This window comes from Sphingobium terrigena (assembly GCF_003591655.1).
GTDB classification, from domain to species: domain Bacteria; phylum Pseudomonadota; class Alphaproteobacteria; order Sphingomonadales; family Sphingomonadaceae; genus Sphingobium; species Sphingobium terrigena.
Map to the genome: position 1 here is coordinate 43,854 of NZ_QVRA01000013.1, position 21,137 is coordinate 64,990.

Consider the following 21,137-nt stretch of genomic DNA (forward strand, 5'->3'; position numbering starts at 1 on the left):
GTGAAAGCTACGGCTTCCGCCCGCCAAAGCAAGTCCTCAATCATGCCAATGTTACGCAGTTGTGACGCTACAGGACGTCGCGCGCCTTTTCAGGGGGCCGGGCAATGACTGCGCCCTTGTCGGTGATGACGATGGCGCGCTCGATCAGGATCGGGTGCGCAGCCATGGCATCGAGAATCGCGGCGTCATCGCTGGTGTCGAGGCCGATCTCCCTCACCACGCTCTCGCCCTTGCGCAGCGCGTCGCGAGGCGTCAACCCGGCCTTCGCCAGCACGGCGGCAATCTCGGCGCGGCTGGGGGGCGTCTTGAGATATTCCACCACGCTCACGTCGACACCGGGCGTTTCCTGAAGGATCGCCAGCGCCGCGCGCGACTTGGAGCAGCGGGGATTATGCCAGATGGTGGCCTTCATCCCTGTCCGTCCCGTGCCAACCACTCTTCCAGCCACTTGATCGAATAGTCGCCGTTCAGGAACTCCGGGTCCTCCAGCAGCGCCTGATGCAGGGGGATCGTGGTTTTCATCCCTTCGATCACATATTCCTGCAAGGCGCGTTTCAGGCGCATGATGCAGCCTTCGCGGGTGCGGCCATAGACGATCAGCTTGCCGATCATGCTGTCATAATAGGGCGGCACCTTATAGCCCTGATACAGGCCGCTATCGACGCGGACATGCATCCCGCCGGGGACATGATAGCGGGTCACGGTGCCGGGCGATGGCGCGAAGGTGCGCGGGTCTTCGGCATTGATGCGGCATTCGATGGCGTGACCGGTGAAGCGCAGATCCTCCTGCGCGACCGACAGAGGCTTGCCTTCGGCGATACGGATCTGCTCGCGGACCAGATCGACCCCGGTGATCATTTCGGTCACCGGATGTTCGACCTGAAGCCGGGTATTCATCTCGATGAAGTAGAATTCGCCATCTTCCCAGAGGAACTCGATCGTCCCCGCGCCGCGATAGCCCATATCGGCCATGGCTTTGGCGCAGATGCCGCCGATCCGGTCGCGGTCGGCCTGGCCAAGGATTGGAGAGGGAGCCTCTTCCAGTACCTTCTGATGGCGGCGCTGGAGCGAACAGTCGCGTTCGCCCAGATGGATGGCATTGCCCTTGCCGTCGCCAAAGACCTGGATTTCGATATGGCGCGGATTGCCGAGATATTTTTCGAGATAGACGGTCGCGTCGCCAAAGGCCGCCTTCGCTTCCGACCCGGCCTGCTGCATCAGCGTTTCCAGATCATCAGGCGAGGTGCAGACCTTCATGCCGCGACCGCCGCCGCCGGACGCGGCCTTGATGATGACCGGATAGCCGGCCTTTTCCGCTATCGCCTTGGCTTCTTCCAGATCGCTGATCGCGCCGTCGGAACCGGGAACGAGCGGCAGGCCGAGCGCGCCAGCGGTCCGCTTGGCCTCGATCTTGTCGCCCATGGTGCGGATATGTTCTGGCTTGGGGCCGACGAAGGCGATGCCATGGGCTTCGACGATTTCGGCGAATTTGGCGTTTTCGCTTAAGAAACCATAGCCCGGATGGATCGCGTCGGCGCCGCTGATTTCGGCGGCAGAGATGATCGCGGCAACGTTCAGATAGCTGTCCTTGGCGGCGGGCGGCCCGATGCAGATCGCCTCGTCGGCGAGCCGCACATGCATGGCGTCAGCGTCGGCGGTGGAATGGACCGCGACCGTCTTGATGCCCATTTCATGGCAGGCGCGGTGGATGCGCAGCGCGATTTCGCCGCGGTTGGCGATCAGCAGCTTTTCAATGGCCATGGGTGTCGCGGCCTTATTCAATGACGATCAGCGGCTGGTCGAACTCGACCGGCTGGCCATTGTCGACCAGCACGGCCTTGACCGTGCCCGACGTCGGCGCGGCAATCGCGTTCATGACCTTCATCGCCTCGATGATCAGGACCGTCTCGCCAGCGGCGACCTGCGCGCCGATACGGGCGAAGGGCGCTGCGCCCGGCTCGGCCGACAGATAGGCAGTGCCGACGATCGGCGAACGGACCATCGTGCCCGAAGGGGCTGCCGGTTCGGCGGCGGGCGCGGCCACCGGAGCCGCAACAGGGGCGGCGGGAGCAGGGGCGTAGGATGGCGCATAAATGGGCGCGCCGCCGCCAGCCTTGCGGGCGACGCGAATCTTGCGATCGCCATCTTCGACCTCGATCTCGGTCAGGTGGGTATCGTCGAGCAGCGCGGCCAGTTCACGCACCAGCGCGACATCCACCTGCATTGCGCCCTTTTCCTGCTTGTCGTTCATGGTTGACCCTTGTTTCGCATCTAGACTTGATAATTGCGGCCAGCGCCTATGCCGATTTGCGCCAGAGCGCAACTTTGTAGCGTTCGTCCGAAGCAGCGCAATGGCCGCTAGAGTTCCAGCGCAGCTTCCAGCGCGAGCATATAGGACATCGGCCCAAAGCCTGCGATCGTCCCCCTGGCGGCCATGCCGACATAACTTTTGTGGCGGAATGGCTCACGCTTGTGCGGGTTGGACAGATGAACCTCGATCACCGGCACGGTAATGCCCTTGATCGCATCGTGCAGCGCGACCGACGTATGGGTCAGCCCGCCGGGGTTGAGGATGACGGCATGGGCAGCCTCCTGATTGGCTTCCTGCAACCAGTCGATCAGATGGCCTTCATGGTTGGACTGGCGAAAATCGATCGCGACATGGGCGCGGGTCGCTGCATCCTCCATCCGCTCGGCAATATCGTCCAGCGTGTCATAGCCGTAAATTTCAGGCTCGCGCGTCCCCAGCATGTTGAGGTTGGGACCGTTGAGCACATAGATTTTGCGCGTTTCCGCCACGGCGATCCCCCTTGGTTGTTGCGAGCAGGGGACAAGCGCCCCTATATGCGGCGACGATCTTTAGCCTTTCGTGTCGCGCCAAGTCGAGACACGTTTCCATCTTGCATGAACGGGACCGCATATCGTGAGCGTCGACGGCACCATTTCCATCCATATCAATGGCGAACATCGCCGCGTGCGCGACGGGCTGACACTGGCCCAATTGGCAAGCGAACTGGGCTTTGTGCCGGAAAAGGTGGCGGTGGAGCGCAATCTGGAGGTCGTGCCGCGTTCGACACTGGCGCAGGTCATGGTCGAGGATGGCGACGAGCTGGAAATCGTGCATTTTGTTGGTGGTGGCGATGTCGCCTCGGTGGCCGACGACAGCTGGTCCGTCGCAGGCAAGACGTTCCGCTCGCGCCTGATCGTGGGCACCGGCAAATATAAGAGTTTCGAGCAGAATGCGGCGGCGGTGGCGGCGTCGGGGGCGGAGATCGTCACCGTCGCAGTGCGCCGCGTCAATGTGTCGGACCCCAAGGCACCGATGCTGACCGACTTTATCGACCCCAAGGTCATCACCTATCTGCCCAATACGGCGGGCTGCTTCACCGGCGAGGATGCGATCCGCACGCTGCGGCTGGCGCGCGAGGCGGGCGGTTGGGAGCTGGTCAAGCTGGAGGTGCTCGGCGAAGCGCGGACCCTCTATCCCGATATGGTCGAAACGCTCCGCGCGACCGAGATTTTGGCCAAGGAAGGCTTCAAGCCGATGGTCTATTGCGTCGATGATCCGATTGCGGCCAAGCGGCTGGAGGATGTCGGCGCAGTGGCGATCATGCCGCTGGGCGCGCCGATCGGATCCGGCCTCGGCATCCAGAACCGCGTCACCATCCGCCTGATCGTCGAAGGCACCAAATTGCCGGTGCTGGTGGATGCCGGTGTCGGCACTGCGTCCGAAGCGGCACAGGCGATGGAACTGGGCTGTACCGGCGTGCTGATGAACACCGCGATCGCCGAAGCGAAAGACCCGGTGCTGATGGCCGCCGCGATGAAGGCGGGTGTGGAAGCGGGCCGCATGGCCTATCGTGCCGGGCGCATGGGCAAGCGTATGTACGCCGATCCGTCCAGTCCGCTGGCAGGCCTTATTTGACACGGCTTGACCTACCCCCGGGCGCTTCGAGCGAAGTTGAGAAGCCGATAGCATGGTGTCCGTGTTTCTCGACCAGGCTCGAAACGAACGGAGGGTGGCTTTTCGCCCATGCAGCAAATTGACCATTGCCCATCTTGTCGCCTATGGGCTGAGGCAAGTTGAGGAGGAGAATAGCGATGGTGAACAAGCTCTACCCCGATGCCGCGTCCGCGCTGGAAGGCCTCCTCTTTGACGGTATGCATTTATGCGCGGGTGGCTTTGGCCTGTGCGGCATTCCCGAACGACTGATCGACGCGATCCGCGATTCGGGCGTCAAGGATCTGACCATCGCGTCCAACAATGCCGGTATCGACGGCGAGGGGCTGGGCAAGCTGCTCCGCACCCGGCAGGTCAAGAAGATGATCTCCTCCTATGTCGGCGAGAATAAGGAATTTGAACGCCAATATCTGGCGGGCGAGCTGGAGGTGGAATTCTGTCCGCAGGGGACGCTGGCAGAACGCTGCCGCGCTGGCGGGGCGGGCATCCCTGGCTTCTATACCAAGACCGGCGTTGGGACTGCCGTGGCCGAAGGCAAGGAAGTCAAGACTTTCGACGGGCAGGACTATATCCTCGAACGCGGCATCTTTGCCGATGTGGCCGTCATCAAAGGCTGGAAGGCGGACGAGAGCGGCAACCTGATCTTCCGCAAGACCGCGCGCAACTTCAACCAGCCGATGGCGACCGCTGCCAAAATCTGCGTCGCCGAAGTCGAGGAGGTGGTGCCGACCGGTAGCCTGGACCCGGATGCGATCCACCTGCCCGGTATCTATGTGAAGCGCATGATCATTGGCGCGCCCTATGACAAGAAGATCGAATTCCGCACTGTTCGTCAGAAGGAAGCCGCATAATGACGTCGCATGATGGCATCGCCAAGGGCTGGACCCGTGATGAAATGGCTGCTCGCGCGGCCAAGGAGCTGCAAGACGGTTTCTACGTCAACCTTGGCATCGGTATCCCGACTTTGGTGGCGAACCATATCCCGGCTGGGGTTGAAGTGACGCTCCAGTCGGAAAACGGGATGCTGGGCATCGGCCCTTTCCCCTACGAGGGCGAAGAGGATGCAGACCTGATCAATGCGGGCAAGCAGACGATCAGCGAATTGCCGCAGACCGCCTATTTCAGCTCGGCCGACAGCTTTGCCATGATCCGCGGCGGGCATATCGACCTCACCGTCCTGGGCGCGATGGAGATTGCCGAAAATGGCGACATCGCCAACTGGATGATCCCCGGCAAGATGATCAAGGGCATGGGCGGCGCGATGGATCTGGTCGCGGGCGTCAAGAAGATCATCGTCGTGATGGAACATACGTCGAAAAATGGCGATCCCAAATTCATCCCGTCCTGCACCCTGCCGCTGACCGGCAAGAATGTGGTCGACATGATCATCACCGACCTGTGCGTGTTCCAGCGCCCCGACCATGACAGCCCGTTCAAGCTGGTTGAAATGGCGCCCGGCGTGACGGCGGAGGACATCGCCGCCAAGACCACCGCCCATTATCTGGTCTGACAGCGTCATGAGCCTCGACGGTATTTATGATGAGGGCAATGTCTTTGCCCTCATCCTTGCGGGCAAGATCCCTTCGGTCACCCTCTATGAGGATGCCGATACCCTCTGCTTCCTGGATATCCAGCCCCAGTCAAAGGGTCATGCGCTGGTCATTTCCAAATGGTCGAAGGCGCGGAACATATTGGAGATTGAGGAGGATGCGCTGGCGCAGGTGATGGCGACGACCCGCAAGGTCGCGACTGCCATCCGTGCGGCGTTGAACCCCGACGGCCTGCATATCGCCCAGTTCAACGGCGCGGCCGCGGGGCAGACCGTGTTCCACCTCCACGTCCATATTGTGCCGCGCTGGGCGGGGCAGGCGACTGGCTTTGCCGCGCATGGGCAGGGCGGGTTTGCCGACGCCGACGCGCTCAAAGCGCTGGCGCAAGAGATTCGCGCGCACCTCTGATGCGCCCTCATCGCTTTATGGCGCGTGCCCCCCTTTTTGCCGGCGGACGCTGATATGGGCCTGCGTCCCTTCAATGTGCCCGGTGCGCGGCTGGCGCTCCGGACAAAGCGGCCCAGTCCGCTGTTTCAGGGACAGCGCGGTGAGAGCGAGGTCATCCTCGACTTGTCGCGCTTGCTGTCGCGTTCCTTCCACCCCGCGCCGACCGGCATCGACCGGGTGGAATATGTCTATGCCCGCGAATTGCTGGAGCGAATTCCCGATCGGTTGTCCTTTGCCGCAGTCCACCCGGCGGGCGGCTATTATGGTCGCTTGAATAGCGCTGCCGTGCGCCAGTTTCTGGCCTTTACCGCCGCCAAATGGCGCAATGCCGGGGTGGCCGACGCGCGTGAGGGCCGGGCCGCGACGGTGCGGCACATGTTCGCCCTGCGCCCCCGCCCGGTGCCACGCGCGACCGGGCCGCGCCTCTATTTGCAGGTGTCGCCGCACCATCTGGACGATGCCGATCAGGTCGGGGCGATCCTGCGCGCCGAGGGCGCGAAATTCGTGACGCTGGTGCATGATGTGATCCCGCTCAGCCACCCCGAATATGCCAGGCCGCAGGGCGCGGACGAACATCGGCGGCGGGTGCAAACGATCGACCGCTTCGCCAGCGGCATCATCGGCAACAGCCAGGCGACGATCGATGCGCTGGAACCACATATGGCGAGCGGGCTGGCGGGGCGCGCCGTCCGCGTCGCGCATTTCGGCGCAGACGCCCCCGACATATTTGGCGGCCGGGGCGAAGTGCTGCCCGACCGGCCCTATTTCGTCTATATTTCGACCATCGAACCGCGCAAGAATCACCTGCTGCTGCTGACCATCTGGCGAAGGCTGGTCGAGCAATTGGGCGATGCCGCGCCGGTGCTGGTGCTGATTGGCCGGCGCGGTTGGGAAAATGAGAATGTCGTCGACCTGCTCGATCGCGCCGAAGCGCTGAGCGGCCATGTGATCGAGGCGGGTGAAGTGTCTGACACGCGGATGCAGGCACTGGTCGCCAATGCGCGTGCGATGCTGATGCCTTCCTTTGCCGAAGGGTTCGGGATGCCGGTGATTGAAGCGCTGGCCGCAGGCGTCCCGGTGATATGCAGCGACATCATGGCCCATCGCGAAGTGGGCGGCGATGCCCCCGATTATCTCGATCCGCTCGACGGGCTGGGCTGGATGAAGACGATTCGCAGCTATAGTCAGCCGGATTCGCCTAATCGTGCGGCGCAGATCGCCCGGCTGTCGGTCTGGCGCGCGCCGACCTGGCGCGACTATTTCGACATTGTGACCGACTTGCTTGAAGATGTGACAGCGTCTGTTTCTTGACCTTGCACTGGCGTAAGCCCATGACTTTGCCGCGATCATGATGTCCACGCCCTTCCTGCGGTCCCCGCCCTTTCCCGGCATTGCCCCCTCGCTCGCAGCCGTCAGCCTGATGCGCGACGCGGGTGACGCTGCTGTGCCGGTCGGTGACGATGTACTGGACGCGATCATAGCGGCGCGGGTCGGCGGCACATTCTGGGGCGCGTTATCTGATGGAGTGGGCGTTGAGCGCGATCCCTGGGCGCTGGTTACGCAAGCGGAGTCGATACGCGCGCAGGCTGATGATGAGATCGCGCTGATCGCAGGCCTGCTTGGCGTCCCGGTGATCGGTCCTGATGATGCGGTCATCGACCCGGCGCAGTTGCGCGTTTCCCTCAAGGCGCGAATCGCAGCCGCCCGATACCGCGACTGTTTCACCGGCCAGCCGGTCGATGCGATGCAGGCGGTGACGCAGCTGGCCGACTGGCGACGGCATATCGATGGCAATCGCGGGATCGTGGCGGCCAGCGGCATGGCCTTCTGGAAGCGCGACGCGATCCGCCATTTCCTGTGGGATGGCATGGCTTCTCCGCCCTTCCTGTCCGCCGACCGGGGCTTGCGTCGCGCCCGGCGGGAAAAGGGCGCGCTGGCGGTCTGGCCATCGCGTGTTCCCGTCACATTGCCGCAGGATGCGATGGATCAGGGCGTCGCGCTGGCGCGGGTGGAGGACGGCTTTTTGCGATCGCGCGGACTGGGGGCGGGGCTGCACCCGCCCGGATCGGTCGTGGTCGATCGCACCGGCATTTATTATAATGCGCGCGCGTCCAATGATCTGGAAACGCTGTTGGCGACGCACGACTTTCCGCCTGCGCTGGTCGATCGCGCCCGTCGCTTGCGGGAAAAAGTCTGCGCGACCGGTGTGACCAAATATGGGCCGGAAGCGGGGCGGATGATCGACCTGCCGGTGGGCAAGCGCACGGTATTGGCGATCGGCCAGGTCGATGACGATCTGTCGGTGCGGCTGGGCGGGGCTGGGGTCGATGGCAATCTCGATTTTCTGATGCGGGTGCGCCGGGCCGAACCGGATGCGTGGATTATCTATCGCCCCCATCCCGACGTGCAGGCGGGGCATCGCAAGGGGCATTTGCCTGACGCGACCGTCCTGGCCCATGCCGACGCGATCGACACCGGCGCGCCCTTGATGGAGCTGGTGCAGGCAATTGATGAATTGCATGTCCTTTCTTCCCTGACCGGTTTCGAGGCGCTGATGCGCGGCCGTTCCGTTACGGTCCACGGTATGCCCTTCTACGCGGGCTGGGGGCTGACACGCGATCTGGCCAAGCCCAGCGCACGGCGCGGGCGTCAACTCAGCGTGGATCAGCTTGTCGCGGCGGCGCTCATTCTCTATCCTCGCTATCTCGATCCGGTAACGCAGTTGCCGTGCGGTCCGGAAATCATGGTGGACCGCATGGCGGATGGATCGACGCCGCCGATGACCTGGCTCATCGCGTTGCGGGCGCTACAGGGGAAGTTTCGCCGATTTATGACCTTGTTCGCTGAGTTTCTACATGGCTGACGGCCCATCAAAGACGTTTCTGTTCCTGCAAGGGCCGCATGGTCCCTATTTTGCGATGCTGGCCGAGGCTTTGCGGGCGCGGGGTCATGCTGCGCTGCGAATCAACATCAATGGCGGCGACAAGGTCGACTGGCCCGAAGATGCGACTGATTATCGCGGCACCTTCCGCAACTGGCCGCTCTTCTTTGACGATTTCATCGTTACCCATGGCGTCACTGACCTGATCCTCTATGGTGATTGCCGTCCCTATCATGCGCGCGCGCATGGCATGGCGCGCTTGCGCGACCTGCGCGTCCATGTGGTGGAGGAAGGCTATATCCGCCCCGATTTCCTGACACTTCAGGCCGATGGCGTGAACGGCAATTCCACCCTGCCACTCGACCCGCAATGGTATCGCGACCAGGCGCTGGGCCTGCCCGCGCTCGACGAGAATCAGCCGACGATCCCGTCCAATTTCAGCACCCGCGCCCGCAATACCATGCGCACCGGCCTTGCCGCGGCCGTGTTGCGGCCCCTGTTCCCCTTTTACCGCACCCATAGGCCGCACAGTTTCCTGATGGAATCGCTGTCCTGGGCGCGCAAACTGATGATGCGTCGCCGCGATATGCAGCAGTCTGCGCAAGCCTGGGCCAAGGTGGAAGGGAAGCGCTATTTCACCCTGCCGTTGCAGCTCAATTCCGATTATCAGCTGCGCATCCACTCGCCCTTTGGGGACATGCGCGCGGCGTTGCGTTTCGTCATCAAAAGCTTTGCCCATCATGCCCCCGCCGACGTGCTGCTGGTCATCAAGCAACATCCGCTCGATTCCGGCCTGGTCGCCTGGGATCGGCTGATCCGGCGGCTGGCGACCGATTATGGCGTGGCGGATCGCATTCATTATCTGTCGGACTGGGACATCGCCGAAGTCGTGCAAAAGGCGGTTGGCGTTGTCACTGTCAACAGCACGGTCGGCACGCTGGCGCTTAACAGCGGCAAGCCGGTCGTGGTCCTTGGTCATGCAGTGTACAAGGTGCCCGGCATGGTCAGCGTGAAGGGTCTGGACGATTTTTGGTCTGATCCCGCCCCGCCCGACATGGCGCTCTATTCTGCGTTCCGCCAGGTATTGGCCGATCGCTGCCTCATTCGCGGTGGCCTGTTGAGCGATGAAGGCTTGCAGATGCTGGTCGACAATGCGGCGGATCGACTAGCGCCGGCGGCGCAAATAGCCCGCCAACATCTGAAACTGGTCACGCCCAAGGTCAGCGATTTCATCGCATCGAACACCGCGCCCTGACCTCAAGGGGCAGTAAAGCCGTAGCGGGTGAAGATGACCTTGCCCGATGGCGAGAGCAGAAAGCGGCGGAACGCTTCGGCGTCCTTGTGGCTGCTGCTGGTCAGGCGCGCGATCGGGTAGCGGATCGGCGGATGGCTGCGCGCCGGGAAAGCGCCGACGATCGCAACGCCGCTGGCGACCCGCGCGTCGGTGGCATAGATGATCCCCAGCGGCACCTCGCCCCGTTCCACCAGCGCAAGCGCCGCGCGGACATTGTCGCCGCGTGCGATTTTGCCAGAGACGCTGGGCCATACGCCGAGGCTGGTGAGCGCCGCCTTGCCATATTTGCCCGCAGGAACGCTGTCAGGATCGGCCATGGCCAGCCGCCCGTTGCCCAGCGCCCGCGCGATCGGCATGGCGCGGCCGATCCGCAGGCGCACTGGCCTGGCCTTTGGCGTCACCAGCACCAGCCGGTTGCCGACCATATTGGTGCGGGTGCCGCGCAGGACGAAACCGGCCTGCTCGACATCGCGCATCCAGTCCTCGTCCGCGGACAGGAACAGGTCAGCGGGCGCCCCCGCCCGGATTTGCCGCGCCAGGGCCGAGGAACCGGCGAAGGACAGGACGGGGCGGGCATGGCCTTGCCTGGTCCAGGCGTCGGCCGCGGCGGTCATCGCTTCCTGCATACTGGCTGCTGCCAGCACCAGCGGGCCGCGATCACCCGGTGCGGCCTGTGCCATGGGGATCAGAAGCAGGAGCAGCGCGATGGCGCAAAGCAAGCGTTGGATCATGCCGTCTGTCTGCCTCCGGCCTATTGGCGATGCAAGCGTCGCACCATGCTTTTGTCGCGCGGATCAATCGGCTAGAGGAGGTCGCATGATCAGGAACCCGCGCTGACATGGCGATCGTCAGAAGCCAGTGCGGCCAGTGCGGCGTCGGCTGCGGTATCCGCGCGATCACTGACACTGATCGTCGCGTCATCATAGAGGGCGACAGGCTGCACCCGGCCAATGGCGGGCTGCTGTGCGATCGGGGGCAGGCGCTGGGCGATGCCGCGATGACGCTCGAAGGGCGGTTGCTCCAGCCGCTGGTCGATGGGCGGCCCGTTGGCTGGGATCGGGCGATCGCGCAGGTCGCGCGGCGGCTGACGGCCACCCTGACCCGCCATGGTCCGGGCAGCATCGCGCTGCATGTCGGTGGCGGCCTGCTGACCGAGGATTATTATGCCGCCAACAAGCTGATGAAGGGCTTTTTCGGGTCGGCCCATATCCATACGCCATGGCGCGACGGGACCGGTGCCGCGCAACGGAGGGCGTTTGGCGAAGATGTGATGCCCGCCGCTTACGAGGATATTGATCGCGCGGCGATGATCCTGCTGGTGGGCGATGGCATCATGGCGCATCCGGTCTTGCTGGAACGGGTGCAGGCGGCGCGGCAGGCGGGTGTGCGGCTGGTCCTGCTGGCAGGCAAGGGGGGTGCGATCGAGGCGGATCTGCGTTTGAACGTGAATCCCGGCAGTGCTGCGTCCTTGCTGGCTGGCGCACTGTTGCATGGTCATGACAAAGGGCGGTATGACGCGGATTTTCTGGCGCGGCGCGTCGTGGTGCCGGACGGCTTCTGGGACGGGTTGCGACCGGGGCATGATATCTGGTCGATCGCCCGCGCGACCGGGCTGACGCCGACGGCGATCCGGGCCTTTTACGAGGAATGGGCGGCGACCGATCGGGTCGTCACGCTGTTTGGTGGTGACGATAGGCCCGATCTGGCCGCTGCGGTCATCAACCTCCATCTCGCCAGCGGACGGATCGGTCGACCCGGCGCGACGCCCTTTGCCATGACTGGCGCGGCCAATGGCATGGGCGCGCGCGAAACCGGTTGTGTGGCGGACAGTCTGGCCGCCCATCGCGATTTCGCGGCTGAAGCCCGCGCCAGCATCGCCCGCTTCTGGGGCGCGCGGTTGCTGGCGGACGGGCCGGGGCTGGAGGGGGAGGCGCTGCTGCAGGCGATGCGCGACGGGCAGGTCAAGGCGCTGTGGAGTATCGGCGTGGACCCGGCGGCTGAGGCGTGGTTGGGCGAGGCGCGAGGCCTGGTCCCGCTGGCGATCCGGTCGACGGACAGGCTGGCGGAGCAGGGCGATGGCTGGTCGGTCCTGCTGCCCTCTGCCGCCTGGGTCGAAAAGGACGGGACGCTGACCGGCATGGACCGGCTGGTCAGTCGCCAGCGGCGGCTGTTTCCCTTGGCCGGAGAGGCGCGGCCGGACTGGTGGATGCTGACCAAAGTGGCGCAGGCGATGGGCTGGAGCGATGCCTTCCATTATGAGCGACCCGCCGACATTTACCGCGAACATGCGCGGCTGACCGCCTATGGCAATGCGGGCGAGCGCTTGCTCAACCTGCGGCGGCACGCGCCGATTTCCAACCCGGCCTATGACGAGCTGACGCCGTGGCGCTGGGGCGAGGTGCCGTTCGATGGCGGGCATTTTCCGACGCCGGACGGACGGGCGAGATTCGCTTAACTTCGCACTTTTCCCGGTAAATGCGACATTTTGTTGCGCGTTGCTGATCCTATCGAAATGCCGACAGGCGATCTTATCGCCCTGGGCCGATGTAGGACAGCCCGTCAGCGGGGCGTGGCTGCGATGTCCTGAAGATGCGCGAGCAGGGCGTCGCCATTGGCCGCCCAGGTGAAACGCAGCGCGGCGGCGCGCACGGCTTCGCGGTCGGGCGGATTGTCCAATATCGCGCGGATGGCGGCGGCGATGGCTTCGGGATCACGATCGACAATCTGCCCGGCTTCCGGTCTGTCGAGCAATTCGCGCGCGCCACCGACATCGCTGATCACGATCGGGGTGCCGCAGGCCAGCGCCTCGACCCAGGCATTGGCCAGCCCTTCGGACGCCGAGGGCAAAGCCATCACATCGGCAGCGGCGAAGATGCGCGGCAATTTATGGTGGGGGACGGAGCCGAGAAAGCCGATCCGTCGGTCGACACCCAGTTCCTGCGCCAGATTTTCAAGCGTTCGCCGATATTGCCCCTGTCCGGCCAGCAGCAACGTGACGTCGGGCAGCAGAGGCAAGGCGCGGACCAGCAGATCCTGCCCTTTGCGCGGGATAAGCGCACCCACGCACAATATGACCGGCCCGTCAAAATCGAGCGCAGCCTTCGCCTCCGCCCGGTCGGCGATTTCGAACGTGTCGAGATCGACCCCGGTATAATGGACGCGGATCTTGTCCTGCTCCATCCCCATGCGGACCATGGAGCGGCGCATGGCGTCGGATACGGCAAGCAGGCCCGCGGCGCCGTCACCGGCTCGCTGCACCAGCTTGCGGGTGCCGCGCTGGCTGCCCCAATGGTGGATATCCGCGCCGCGCGCCTTGACCGAATAGGGGATGCCGAGCGCGCGCGACAGGCGCTGCGCCACCGGACCGTCGGGAAAGAAGAAGCTGGCGTCGATCACATCGAATGGTTTTTCCGCGTGCAACCGCTTGACCAGCGGCAGGATGGCGCGGGTCATGGTCCACACATTGGTACGTCCGCCAAATTTGGGGATGATCGGGAAGGTAGGGCGATAGACGGTCAGTTCGCGCCATTTTTCCCGACGCGGCAGCGCGCGTAGCGGGGCGTAGCGCGGGGCGAGGGCGAGCGGCCATGGCGGCAGGCCGACCGGCGCGATGACGGTGACGCTCGCTTCCCGGCGGCTCGCCAGTTCGCGGGCCTGCCGTTCCACGAACACGCCGAAGGTCGGGCGGCTGATGTCGGGAAAGAGGGTCGATAGCATGAGGACGTTGAGCGTCATGGTCTCTCTTTCGCGCAGCAGCCTTTGCAATTGGGTTAAGAGGCTGGTGACTTTTTGGCTAGAGCCGTCTGACGAGCTGTTCCGCGACTGCGGCCCATGGCGGGTCGGTCAGTACCAGCTGGCGCGCGCCGGAACCCAGCGGCAGCAGCTGCAACCGGTTCCCTTCGCGTCCGATTAGTCGCCCGAACAGGAACCGGCCTGCCGGGCGGGGAAAGAGAATGTCGCGGTTGAGCGCGCTGCCAAAATCCTCCGGCGCGATACGACGGCACCAGATGGCGTCGCCGCTGCGATAGTCGCCGATGCTGGCGCTGACATGGACGCCGACCATGCCATCGGCGGCATTGGGGGTAGGGAAGGCTAGCGGGCGGGTGGGCGCGCGCGCACCGTCCGGCCCCAGCAGCGCGGCGACCGGCACCTCGCTCTGCCCCGGCATGGCGACCAGTTCGGCGCTGGTGACGCCGAGCGCCAGCGCGATGCGGTTGAGCCATTTGATCGACACGGTGCGGGTGCCGGTTTCCAGCCGGCCGATCGTCTGGGCGGTCGTCGGCGGATCGCACAGCGCGCCGACCTGTTCCAGCGTCAGCCCCTTAACCTTGCGGACTTCGCGGATGCGGGTGATCATACCTGCCTCGATAAATAACCTATTTGGTTTTCTCTTTCCTACAAACTATCCGCCATGGCAAGGCTGATTTCCCGATTCCCCATCGTCAAAAGGAGAAGTCCGCATGACCGCCACCCATATCGAACAGACGATCGAGGACCCCCATAGCCGCCATCAGACCGTGCTGGTCCATATCGGCGAATCGCCGCTCGCCTGGCTTCATGCGCGTGGGCATCTGAGCGAGCGGCATTATGTCGCGGGCGACCGGCTGCGCACCGACTGGGAGAAAGCGGGGCTGGGCGCGCGGATCACGATGCGCTGGGACGCGGCACCGCGCGCGGGCGGGCGGGCCATGCCGGGGCGACAGCCGGACCCGACGCTGATGCAATTGTCGGCGCGCGAACGCTTCGACGGGGCGATCAGCGCGGCGGGGCCGGGGCTGGCGGATATATTATGGCGGGTGGTGTGTGCTGGCGAAGGGCTGGTCGCGGCGGAACGGGCGCTGGGCTGGCCGAGCCGCGCGGGCAAGCTCGTGCTGACACTGGCGCTCGATCGGGTGGCGGGATGGTATCGGGTCGCGTGACCCGTCAGCCGATCATGCCAGCGCCCAGTAGCAACAGCAGCTTGACGTCGATGGCATAGCCTTCTTCGCGCCAGGCGGTGACTTGGCGCTCCAGCCCGGCCAGCGGCACGCGGTGGACGTGGATATCCTCGCCATCGACGCCGCCGCCATCGCCGGTTTTTTCCAGATCATGGGCGCGGAACAGGGTGAAGCTTTCCGCGACCATGCCGGGCGAGCTGAAAAATTCACCCAGCGATTCGAGGCGGGCGGCGCGATAGCCGGTTTCCTCCTCCAGCTCGCGGCTGGCGGCGATACTGGCGTCCTCGTCTGCGTCATGATCGCCGACCAGCCCGGCGGGCAGTTCGATGCAGCGCTTGCCCAGCGGCACGCGATATTGATCGACCAGCAGCACATGCCCGTCATCGATTGCCAGAATGACCGCCGCCTTGATGCCCCGCGCGCGGCTGACATATTCCCACTTGCCGCGCCGTTTCGCGGTGATGAAGCGTCCGGCCCACATGACTTCTTCAGGCGCAGACGCATCCTGTTCGCTCATAATTCGATCAGCCTGTCGGGAAGTTCGTTGATATCGTCATCGGCGCGCGGGAAATGGGCGGCCAGCACGATGCCGACCTGCCTTACCGCCTGCGCCAGCCCTTCGCCCGCGCGACCGTCGCGAATGGCGTCGATCAAGGCCGCCATCGCCGCGCCCCATTCTTCCGGTGCGACCTTGCCATTGATCGCGGCGTCGGCGACGATTTCGGCGCGATGCTCGTCGAGCGAGAGGTAGATCAATACGCCGGTCCGGCCATGGGTGCGCGCTTCGGCGGCGGTGCGGAACAGCAGGATCGCGCGTCGTCGCACCCGCCGCGCCCGTGTCGCGCGCGGCGTCATCCACATGCGCAGCGCCGGGATGGCGAGCAGATAGCGGACAACCACGAATTTCAGGATCAGCAGGCCGAGCAGCCCGGTCAGCAATTTCCAGTCGGCCAGCTCATGCTCCCAGTCGCGCAGCAGGGCGGACAGGAGATGGCGCAGATGCTCTGGAAAGGCCGCTGCCACAGATAGAGCAATGAACACTGCCGCGATTGCCCAGTGCAGCCCGACATCATGATAGGCGTCCGACCGGCGCGTCACGATCGTCACGATCTCGCCCGATGTCTGCGCCTCGGCCTCCGCCACGGCGGCGGACACGAGGGCGTGGTCGGCTGCTGAAAGATGAAGCTGCATTACCAGTCCCCCGACGCGCCGCCGCCGCCGAAGCTGCCGCCGCCACCCGAAAATCCACCACCGCCGCCGCCAAAGCCGCCGCCACCCCAGCCGCCGCCACCACCGCCCCAGTCGGAATCGCCCGGTCCCCACAGGATGATCGGCGCGCCCGAACCGCTGCGATAGCGTTTGCCCGTGCCGCGTCGACGCGATGCCAGCGCGATGAAGGCAACGACCATGATGATGACCCAGATCATCGCCATGCCGCTGACATTACCGCCCGATCCCTTGCGCGCAGCCGCTTCCGCCGCCGCCGCGCGGGCCTTGGCCTCTTGCGGAGGCAGGGTCATGATCGTGCCGATTTCTGCCACGCCCGCGTCGATGCCGCCGGGCATGTCGCCTGCCTTGAAGCGCGGGGTGATGGCGTCGCGGATGATCTGGGACGACTGCGCGTCGGTCAGCAGGCCTTCCATGCCATAGCCGACCTCGATCCGTATCTTGCGCTCATTGGGCGCGACGATCAGCAGTGCGCCGTCATTCTTCGCCTTGTCGCCAATCCCCCATTCGCGCCCCAGCCGATAGCCATAGTCGGCTATGTCATAGCCCTGAAGATCGGGGATGGTCGCGACCACCAACTGCCGCCCGCTTTGCGTTTCCAAAGCAGCCAGCTTGTCGGTCAGCGCCTGTTCCTGCGCCGGGGACAGCAGGGCGGCATCGTCCACCACCCGGCCGGTCAGCTTGGGGAAAGACTGGGCCTGCGCTGCCGGCACAAAGGCCAGCAGCGCGAGGAGGAGCAGCAGGCGGCGGATCACGTCAATTGCCGAAATCGACCTTTGGCGCTTCTTCCGCGCCGGGCGTTGTTGCCTGGAACGGGGTCATGGGCTTGGCACCGTGGATGATCTTGGCGCCGATCGCGTCGGGGAAGGTGCGGATGCGGGTGTTATAGGCGCGCACCGCTTCATTATAGTCGCGGATGGCGACGGCTATGCGGTTTTCCGTGCCTTCCAGCTGCGATTGCAGGTTCAGGAAATTGGCGTTGGTCTTGAGGTCTGGATAGGCCTCTACCGAGGCGAGCAGGCGGCCAAGCCCCTGGCTCAGCTGGGCCTGCGCGGCTTGGAACTGGGCGACCTTGGCCGGATCGGACAGATCCTCTGCATTGACTTGCACCGATGTGGCCTTGGCGCGCGCTTCGGTAACGCGGACCAGCGTGTCCTGCTCCTGCTTGCCAGCCGCCTTCACCGTGGCGACGAGGTTGCCGACCAGATTGGAGCGGCGCTGATATTGCGCCTGGACGTCGGCCCATTTGGCCTTGGCCTCTTCCTCGGCCGTGGGGACGCTGTTGATGCCGCAGGCGGACAGGGCGAAAACCCCCAGCAGCGGCAGCAGGAAAGGGGCAAAGCGGCGCAGGAGCGTCATGGAAGATCCTCAAGCTATTATCTGCGTCACGAAATAGGCGGTTGTCCTGCCTGGCGCAACGGGCCATCCAGTGATTATCTTTGGCTGGACAAGAGGCGGACATGGGACTGATCAGCGAATTCAAGACCTTCATCAATCGCGGCAATGTGATCGACCTGGCGGTCGGCGTCATCATCGGCGGGGCGTTTGCCACCATCACAAAGTCGCTGACCGATGATCTGATCATGCCGGTGGTGGGCTATCTGTTCGGCGGGGCGGATTTTTCGGGCTATTTTATCCGGCTGGGTGATCTGCCCGCCGACTATAAGGGCAATCCGCAAAGCTATGCCGATCTGAAGGCCGCTGGCGTCGCCATGTTCGGCTGGGGCCAGTTTCTGACGGTGATGGTCAATTTCGTCATATTGGCCTTCGCCATCTTCCTGCTGATCAAGGCGGTCAACCGCGTGATGGTGAAGCCTGAGCCGGAGGCACCTGCCGCGACGCCGGAGGACATCGTCCTGCTGCGCGAGATTCGCGATTCGCTGCAAAAATAAGGGACTATGCGACGAACGGAGCGGTTGTCGGGAACCATCGGCGGCGTGACCGGTTGATCGCGGTCAGGGTTGGGAGCGGCTGAGGCCGTTTCCGCCCGTTGAACAATGCCGTCTGCCCCAGGGGGCGCAACAGGAGAAAACGCCGTGAAAACCTTCGTCAAAATCCTTGGCCTTGCCAGCCTTGTCGCCCTCGCCGCGTGCGATTCCGCCAAGGAAAATCAGGTCGAGAATGCGTACGAAAACAAGGCGGATGCGATCGACAATCAGGCTGACAATATGGAAGCCATGGCAGACAATCTGACCGGCAGCGCCGAAAATGCGGCTGAAAACGCCGCTGACGCGCTGGAAAACAAGGCTGAAGCCACGCGCGAAGCGGGCGACAAGGCCGAGGATGCGGTCGAAAAGCAGCAATAAGCGCTTTTCTGAGATTAAAACCGGAAGGGGCGTTGCGAGTGGATCGCGGCGCCCCTTTTGTTTGCGCTTTAACCCGCTCTTAACCACGTCCCGCCATGGTGCCCTTTGCGCGCATCCGTGGGACCATGGGCATGGACGAACTATTACAGGAATTCATCTCCGAGACCCAGGAAACGCTGGAGGCGCTGGCAGGCGAAGTCGTCGCCTGGGAAGCCGACCCGTCTGACCGGGACCGGCTGGACGCGATCTTCCGCTTTTTCCACACGGTCAAGGGCAGCTGCGGCTTCCTGAACCTGCCCCGGTTCGAGCGGCTGAGCCACGCGGCCGAAGATGTGCTGTCCGACATTCGCGCGGGCAAGCGCGTCGCTGATCCCTCGACGGTCAGCGCGGTGCTGGGCCTGATGGACCGGATCGGCGAACTGGCCGAGGCGGTGGCGATGGGCGCGGCGTTGCCCAATGAGAATGACGAATTTCTGATCGCCGCGTTGACCACGCCAGCCGACGCGGCTCTGACGGTGGAGGTGGAGCATGGCCATGCCGCTGCGCCCGTCGCGGTAGCACGGCAGGGCAGCCAGTCCGGTCCCCGCACCATTCGCCTGCCCCTCAGCCTGATCGACCAACTGATGAACGGCGTGTCGGACATGGTGCTGGCGCGCAACGAATTGTCGCGCAAGCTGCGCGAACGCTCGGTCGACACTGAGCTGGACACAGTGTTCGAGCGGCTGTCGACCTGCGTGGCTGACATGCGCGACGTGATCAGCAAGACGCGGATGCAGCGGGTCGACCGGCTGTTTGCCGCGATCCCGCGCATGGTGCGCGACCTGGGCCGGGATCTGGGCAAGCGGATCGACCTGACCCTAGAAGGTGGCGATGTCGAGATGGACCGCGAGATGGTGGAGATGGTCGTCGACCCGCTCACCCATATCGTGCGCAACAGCATCGACCATGGCATCGAAACCCCTGAAAGGCGCCGCGCGGCGGGCAAGCCGGAGACAGGTTCGCTGCGGCTGGAAGCGCGTCAATCGGGCAACCAGATCGTCATCGTCATCACCGACGACGGCGCAGGCATCGACACGGCGCGGCTGGTGGAAAAGGCGATTGCCGCGGGTCGCCTGACCCCGGAAGCCGCCGCCCGCATGAGCGAGACGGACAGGCTGGAGCTGATTTTCCAGGCCGGTCTGTCCACCGCCAATCAGGTGACGTCAATTTCCGGGCGCGGCGTCGGCATGGATGTGGTGCGCGCCAATGTGGAGCGGATCGGTGGGCTCATTGCGCTGGACAATCATCCGGGGCGCTGCCTGTGCATCACCTTGCGGGTGCCGCTGACGCTGACCATCATCCCCGGCCTGATCATCCGCGCAGGTGGCCTGCATTTCGCGATCCCGCGCGCGGCGGTGGTCGAAATTCTGCACGACAATAATGACACGCTCCAGATCAGCGAAATTGCCGGGGCCAAGATCGCGACGATCCGTGGCCTGCGCCATTCGATGATCGATCTGGAAGATGTGCTGGGCATGGACAAGCCGGTCGAGGCCGGGCCGCGCGCCATCATGGTGGTGCGTTCGGCGACCGGCGTACCCTTTGCCATGGGGGTGTCGGCGGTCGACAATCATGAGGAACTGGTGATCCGTCCAGCCTCCCCGCTGGTCATGGCGTCGGGCGTCTATGCGGGCATGACCCTGCCCGACAATGGCAAGCCGATGCTGCTGCTCGATGCGGCGGGCATCGCCAGCGCCGCCAGACTGCCGACGATGATCGACGACCGTCCCGCGCGGCAATCGGACCAGGAGGCCGATGCGCAAAGCAGGGTCGAGATGGTCGCGGCGCTGCGGTTCGAGGAATGTTCGGGCGAACGCCGCCTGCTGCAACTTTCGCTGATCGAGCGGGTCGAGGATATTGATGCGTCGCTGTTCGGCCGGTCGGGCGGCAACGCCTTTGTCCGGCTCGACGGGCGGCTGGTGCCGGTCGCCAATGGCCTGACCGATTTCGGGCGCGACAAGGTGTCCGCGCTGCGCCTGCGCGATGGTTCGGTGGAAGCCTGCTATCCGGTCGCGGCCGTGCTGGACATTGTCCAGATGCCGATAGTGCCGGACATGGTGGCGATGCATGGCCATATCAGCGGCGTCGCGGTGATCGACGGCGAGCATCTGGAAGTGATCAATCCCTTTGCGCTGTTCGCCAGCCTGCCCGATGGTGGCATTGTCGAACGGGCGCGGGGGCGCTGCCTGCTGGCCGACAGCGACGATGGCTGGACCCGCGACATATTGGCGCCGCTGCTGCGTCAGGCGGGGCAGGAGGTGGTGATGGGCCTGCCTGATGATGCAGCGGTCGATCCGCGCGACGTGCTGTTGCTGACCGGTCACGACGCCGCGCAGACGGCGGGCGTCATGGCCGGGATGATCGGATGCCGCATCGTCCATCTGCGCGCCACGCCACGCGCGGCGGGACCGCAGGACAGCAGCATCTATCGCTATGATCAGGACGCACTGATGGCGGCGATCGCCGGGGGCCAGATGGCCGGAGGAGTGGGGTAA

At 64.5% G+C, this 21,137-nt stretch carries 23 protein-coding genes; 12 read left to right on the forward strand and 11 right to left on the reverse strand.

Annotated features, from left to right (window positions below; translation table 11 throughout):
• Positions 1-67: 67 nt before the first annotated feature.
• From arsC to aroQ, 4 genes are all read right to left on the reverse strand, one after another.
• Positions 68-412 (reverse strand): arsenate reductase (glutaredoxin), encoded by a 345-nt coding sequence (arsC, locus tag D0Z70_RS14765; RefSeq protein WP_119747756.1) that lies wholly within the window; start codon positions 410-412, stop codon positions 68-70.
• On the reverse strand, positions 409-1,761 hold the full coding sequence (gene accC / locus D0Z70_RS14770; RefSeq protein ID WP_119747758.1) for an acetyl-CoA carboxylase biotin carboxylase subunit: 1,353 nt from the start codon (positions 1,759-1,761) through the stop codon (positions 409-411). Before accC ends, arsC begins: the two co-directional genes overlap by 4 nt.
• Positions 1,762-1,774: 13 nt before the next feature.
• Complete coding sequence (gene accB, locus D0Z70_RS14775; RefSeq protein ID WP_119747760.1) at positions 1,775-2,251, reverse strand: acetyl-CoA carboxylase biotin carboxyl carrier protein; 477 nt, start codon at positions 2,249-2,251, stop codon at positions 1,775-1,777.
• 107 nt (positions 2,252-2,358) lie between these two features.
• Positions 2,359-2,799 (reverse strand): type II 3-dehydroquinate dehydratase, encoded by a 441-nt coding sequence (gene aroQ, locus D0Z70_RS14780; protein WP_119747762.1) that lies wholly within the window; start codon positions 2,797-2,799, stop codon positions 2,359-2,361.
• Between the two features lie 124 nt (positions 2,800-2,923).
• Between aroQ and thiS the strand changes: the two genes are divergently transcribed.
• The 7 genes from thiS (at position 2,924) to D0Z70_RS14815 (ending at position 10,094) form a co-directional block, all read left to right on the forward strand.
• Positions 2,924-3,925 (forward strand): sulfur carrier protein ThiS, encoded by a 1,002-nt coding sequence (gene thiS / locus D0Z70_RS14785; RefSeq protein ID WP_119747764.1) that lies wholly within the window; start codon positions 2,924-2,926, stop codon positions 3,923-3,925.
• 176 nt (positions 3,926-4,101) lie between these two features.
• Positions 4,102-4,812, forward strand: a complete 711-nt coding sequence (locus D0Z70_RS14790; RefSeq protein WP_119747766.1) for a CoA transferase subunit A — start codon at positions 4,102-4,104, stop codon at positions 4,810-4,812.
• A complete protein-coding gene (locus tag D0Z70_RS14795) occupies positions 4,812-5,471 on the forward strand; it encodes a CoA transferase subunit B (RefSeq protein ID WP_239018936.1) in 660 nt (219 codons plus the stop codon). Before D0Z70_RS14790 ends, D0Z70_RS14795 begins: the two co-directional genes overlap by 1 nt.
• A gap of 7 nt (positions 5,472-5,478) precedes the next feature.
• The gene (locus tag D0Z70_RS14800) at positions 5,479-5,919 is read left to right on the forward strand and encodes an HIT family protein (protein WP_119747768.1); all 441 of its coding nucleotides are present in this window, start codon (positions 5,479-5,481) and stop codon (positions 5,917-5,919) included.
• Positions 5,920-5,973: 54 nt separating this feature from the next.
• Positions 5,974-7,269, forward strand: a complete 1,296-nt coding sequence (locus D0Z70_RS14805) for a glycosyltransferase family 4 protein (protein ID WP_119747770.1) — start codon at positions 5,974-5,976, stop codon at positions 7,267-7,269.
• A 37-nt stretch (positions 7,270-7,306) separates the two neighbouring features.
• A complete protein-coding gene (locus D0Z70_RS14810) occupies positions 7,307-8,821 on the forward strand; it encodes a capsular polysaccharide export protein, LipB/KpsS family (RefSeq protein ID WP_119747772.1) in 1,515 nt (504 codons plus the stop codon).
• Positions 8,814-10,094: a capsule biosynthesis protein gene (locus D0Z70_RS14815; protein ID WP_119747774.1), complete on the forward strand. Its 1,281-nt coding sequence runs from the start codon at positions 8,814-8,816 to the stop codon at positions 10,092-10,094. Before D0Z70_RS14810 ends, D0Z70_RS14815 begins: the two co-directional genes overlap by 8 nt.
• Positions 10,095-10,096: 2 nt before the next feature.
• Here D0Z70_RS14815 and modA read toward each other — a convergent pair whose 3' ends face one another.
• Positions 10,097-10,864 (reverse strand): molybdate ABC transporter substrate-binding protein, encoded by a 768-nt coding sequence (gene modA, locus D0Z70_RS14820; protein WP_119747776.1) that lies wholly within the window; start codon positions 10,862-10,864, stop codon positions 10,097-10,099.
• A gap of 107 nt (positions 10,865-10,971) precedes the next feature.
• Here modA and D0Z70_RS14825 point away from each other — a divergent pair, with 107 nt between their 5' ends.
• The gene (locus D0Z70_RS14825; RefSeq protein ID WP_119747778.1) at positions 10,972-12,588 is read left to right on the forward strand and encodes a molybdopterin oxidoreductase family protein; all 1,617 of its coding nucleotides are present in this window, start codon (positions 10,972-10,974) and stop codon (positions 12,586-12,588) included.
• A gap of 104 nt (positions 12,589-12,692) precedes the next feature.
• Here D0Z70_RS14825 and D0Z70_RS14830 read toward each other — a convergent pair whose 3' ends face one another.
• Together D0Z70_RS14830 and D0Z70_RS14835 are read right to left on the reverse strand one after the other, a co-directional pair.
• Entirely contained in the window at positions 12,693-13,868 is a 1,176-nt protein-coding gene (locus D0Z70_RS14830; protein WP_119747780.1) for a glycosyltransferase, read from the reverse strand.
• A gap of 58 nt (positions 13,869-13,926) precedes the next feature.
• Positions 13,927-14,490, reverse strand: a complete 564-nt coding sequence (locus tag D0Z70_RS14835; RefSeq protein ID WP_119747782.1) for a helix-turn-helix domain-containing protein — start codon at positions 14,488-14,490, stop codon at positions 13,927-13,929.
• A gap of 103 nt (positions 14,491-14,593) precedes the next feature.
• Between D0Z70_RS14835 and D0Z70_RS14840 the strand changes: the two genes are divergently transcribed.
• Complete coding sequence (locus D0Z70_RS14840; RefSeq protein WP_119747784.1) at positions 14,594-15,052, forward strand: DUF6456 domain-containing protein; 459 nt, start codon at positions 14,594-14,596, stop codon at positions 15,050-15,052.
• Between the two features lie 4 nt (positions 15,053-15,056).
• Here the strand turns inward: D0Z70_RS14840 and D0Z70_RS14845 are convergent, their stop codons facing one another.
• Genes D0Z70_RS14845 through D0Z70_RS14860 form a run of 4 tightly spaced genes read right to left on the reverse strand, consistent with a single transcriptional unit; the run spans position 15,057 to position 17,656 of the window.
• Positions 15,057-15,587 carry an NUDIX hydrolase gene (locus D0Z70_RS14845; protein WP_119747786.1) on the reverse strand — a complete coding sequence of 177 codons (531 nt, stop codon included), beginning with the start codon at positions 15,585-15,587 and terminating at the stop codon, positions 15,057-15,059.
• A complete protein-coding gene (locus D0Z70_RS14850; RefSeq protein ID WP_119747788.1) occupies positions 15,584-16,261 on the reverse strand; it encodes a TPM domain-containing protein in 678 nt (225 codons plus the stop codon). Before D0Z70_RS14850 ends, D0Z70_RS14845 begins: the two co-directional genes overlap by 4 nt.
• Complete coding sequence (locus D0Z70_RS14855) at positions 16,261-17,052, reverse strand: TPM domain-containing protein (RefSeq protein ID WP_119747790.1); 792 nt, start codon at positions 17,050-17,052, stop codon at positions 16,261-16,263. Before D0Z70_RS14855 ends, D0Z70_RS14850 begins: the two co-directional genes overlap by 1 nt.
• 1 nt (position 17,053) lies before the next feature.
• Positions 17,054-17,656, reverse strand: coding sequence for a LemA family protein (locus D0Z70_RS14860; protein ID WP_119747792.1), 603 nt, complete (start codon positions 17,654-17,656; stop codon positions 17,054-17,056).
• A 101-nt stretch (positions 17,657-17,757) separates the two neighbouring features.
• On the opposite strand from D0Z70_RS14860, the gene mscL reads away from it, so the two are divergent.
• From mscL to D0Z70_RS14875, 3 genes are all read left to right on the forward strand, one after another.
• Positions 17,758-18,189, forward strand: a complete 432-nt coding sequence (gene mscL, locus D0Z70_RS14865; protein WP_119747794.1) for a large conductance mechanosensitive channel protein MscL — start codon at positions 17,758-17,760, stop codon at positions 18,187-18,189.
• Positions 18,190-18,333: 144 nt separating this feature from the next.
• Positions 18,334-18,603 (forward strand): hypothetical protein, encoded by a 270-nt coding sequence (locus tag D0Z70_RS14870; RefSeq protein WP_119747796.1) that lies wholly within the window; start codon positions 18,334-18,336, stop codon positions 18,601-18,603.
• 131 nt (positions 18,604-18,734) lie between these two features.
• The gene (locus tag D0Z70_RS14875; RefSeq protein ID WP_119747902.1) at positions 18,735-21,137 is read left to right on the forward strand and encodes a chemotaxis protein CheA; all 2,403 of its coding nucleotides are present in this window, start codon (positions 18,735-18,737) and stop codon (positions 21,135-21,137) included.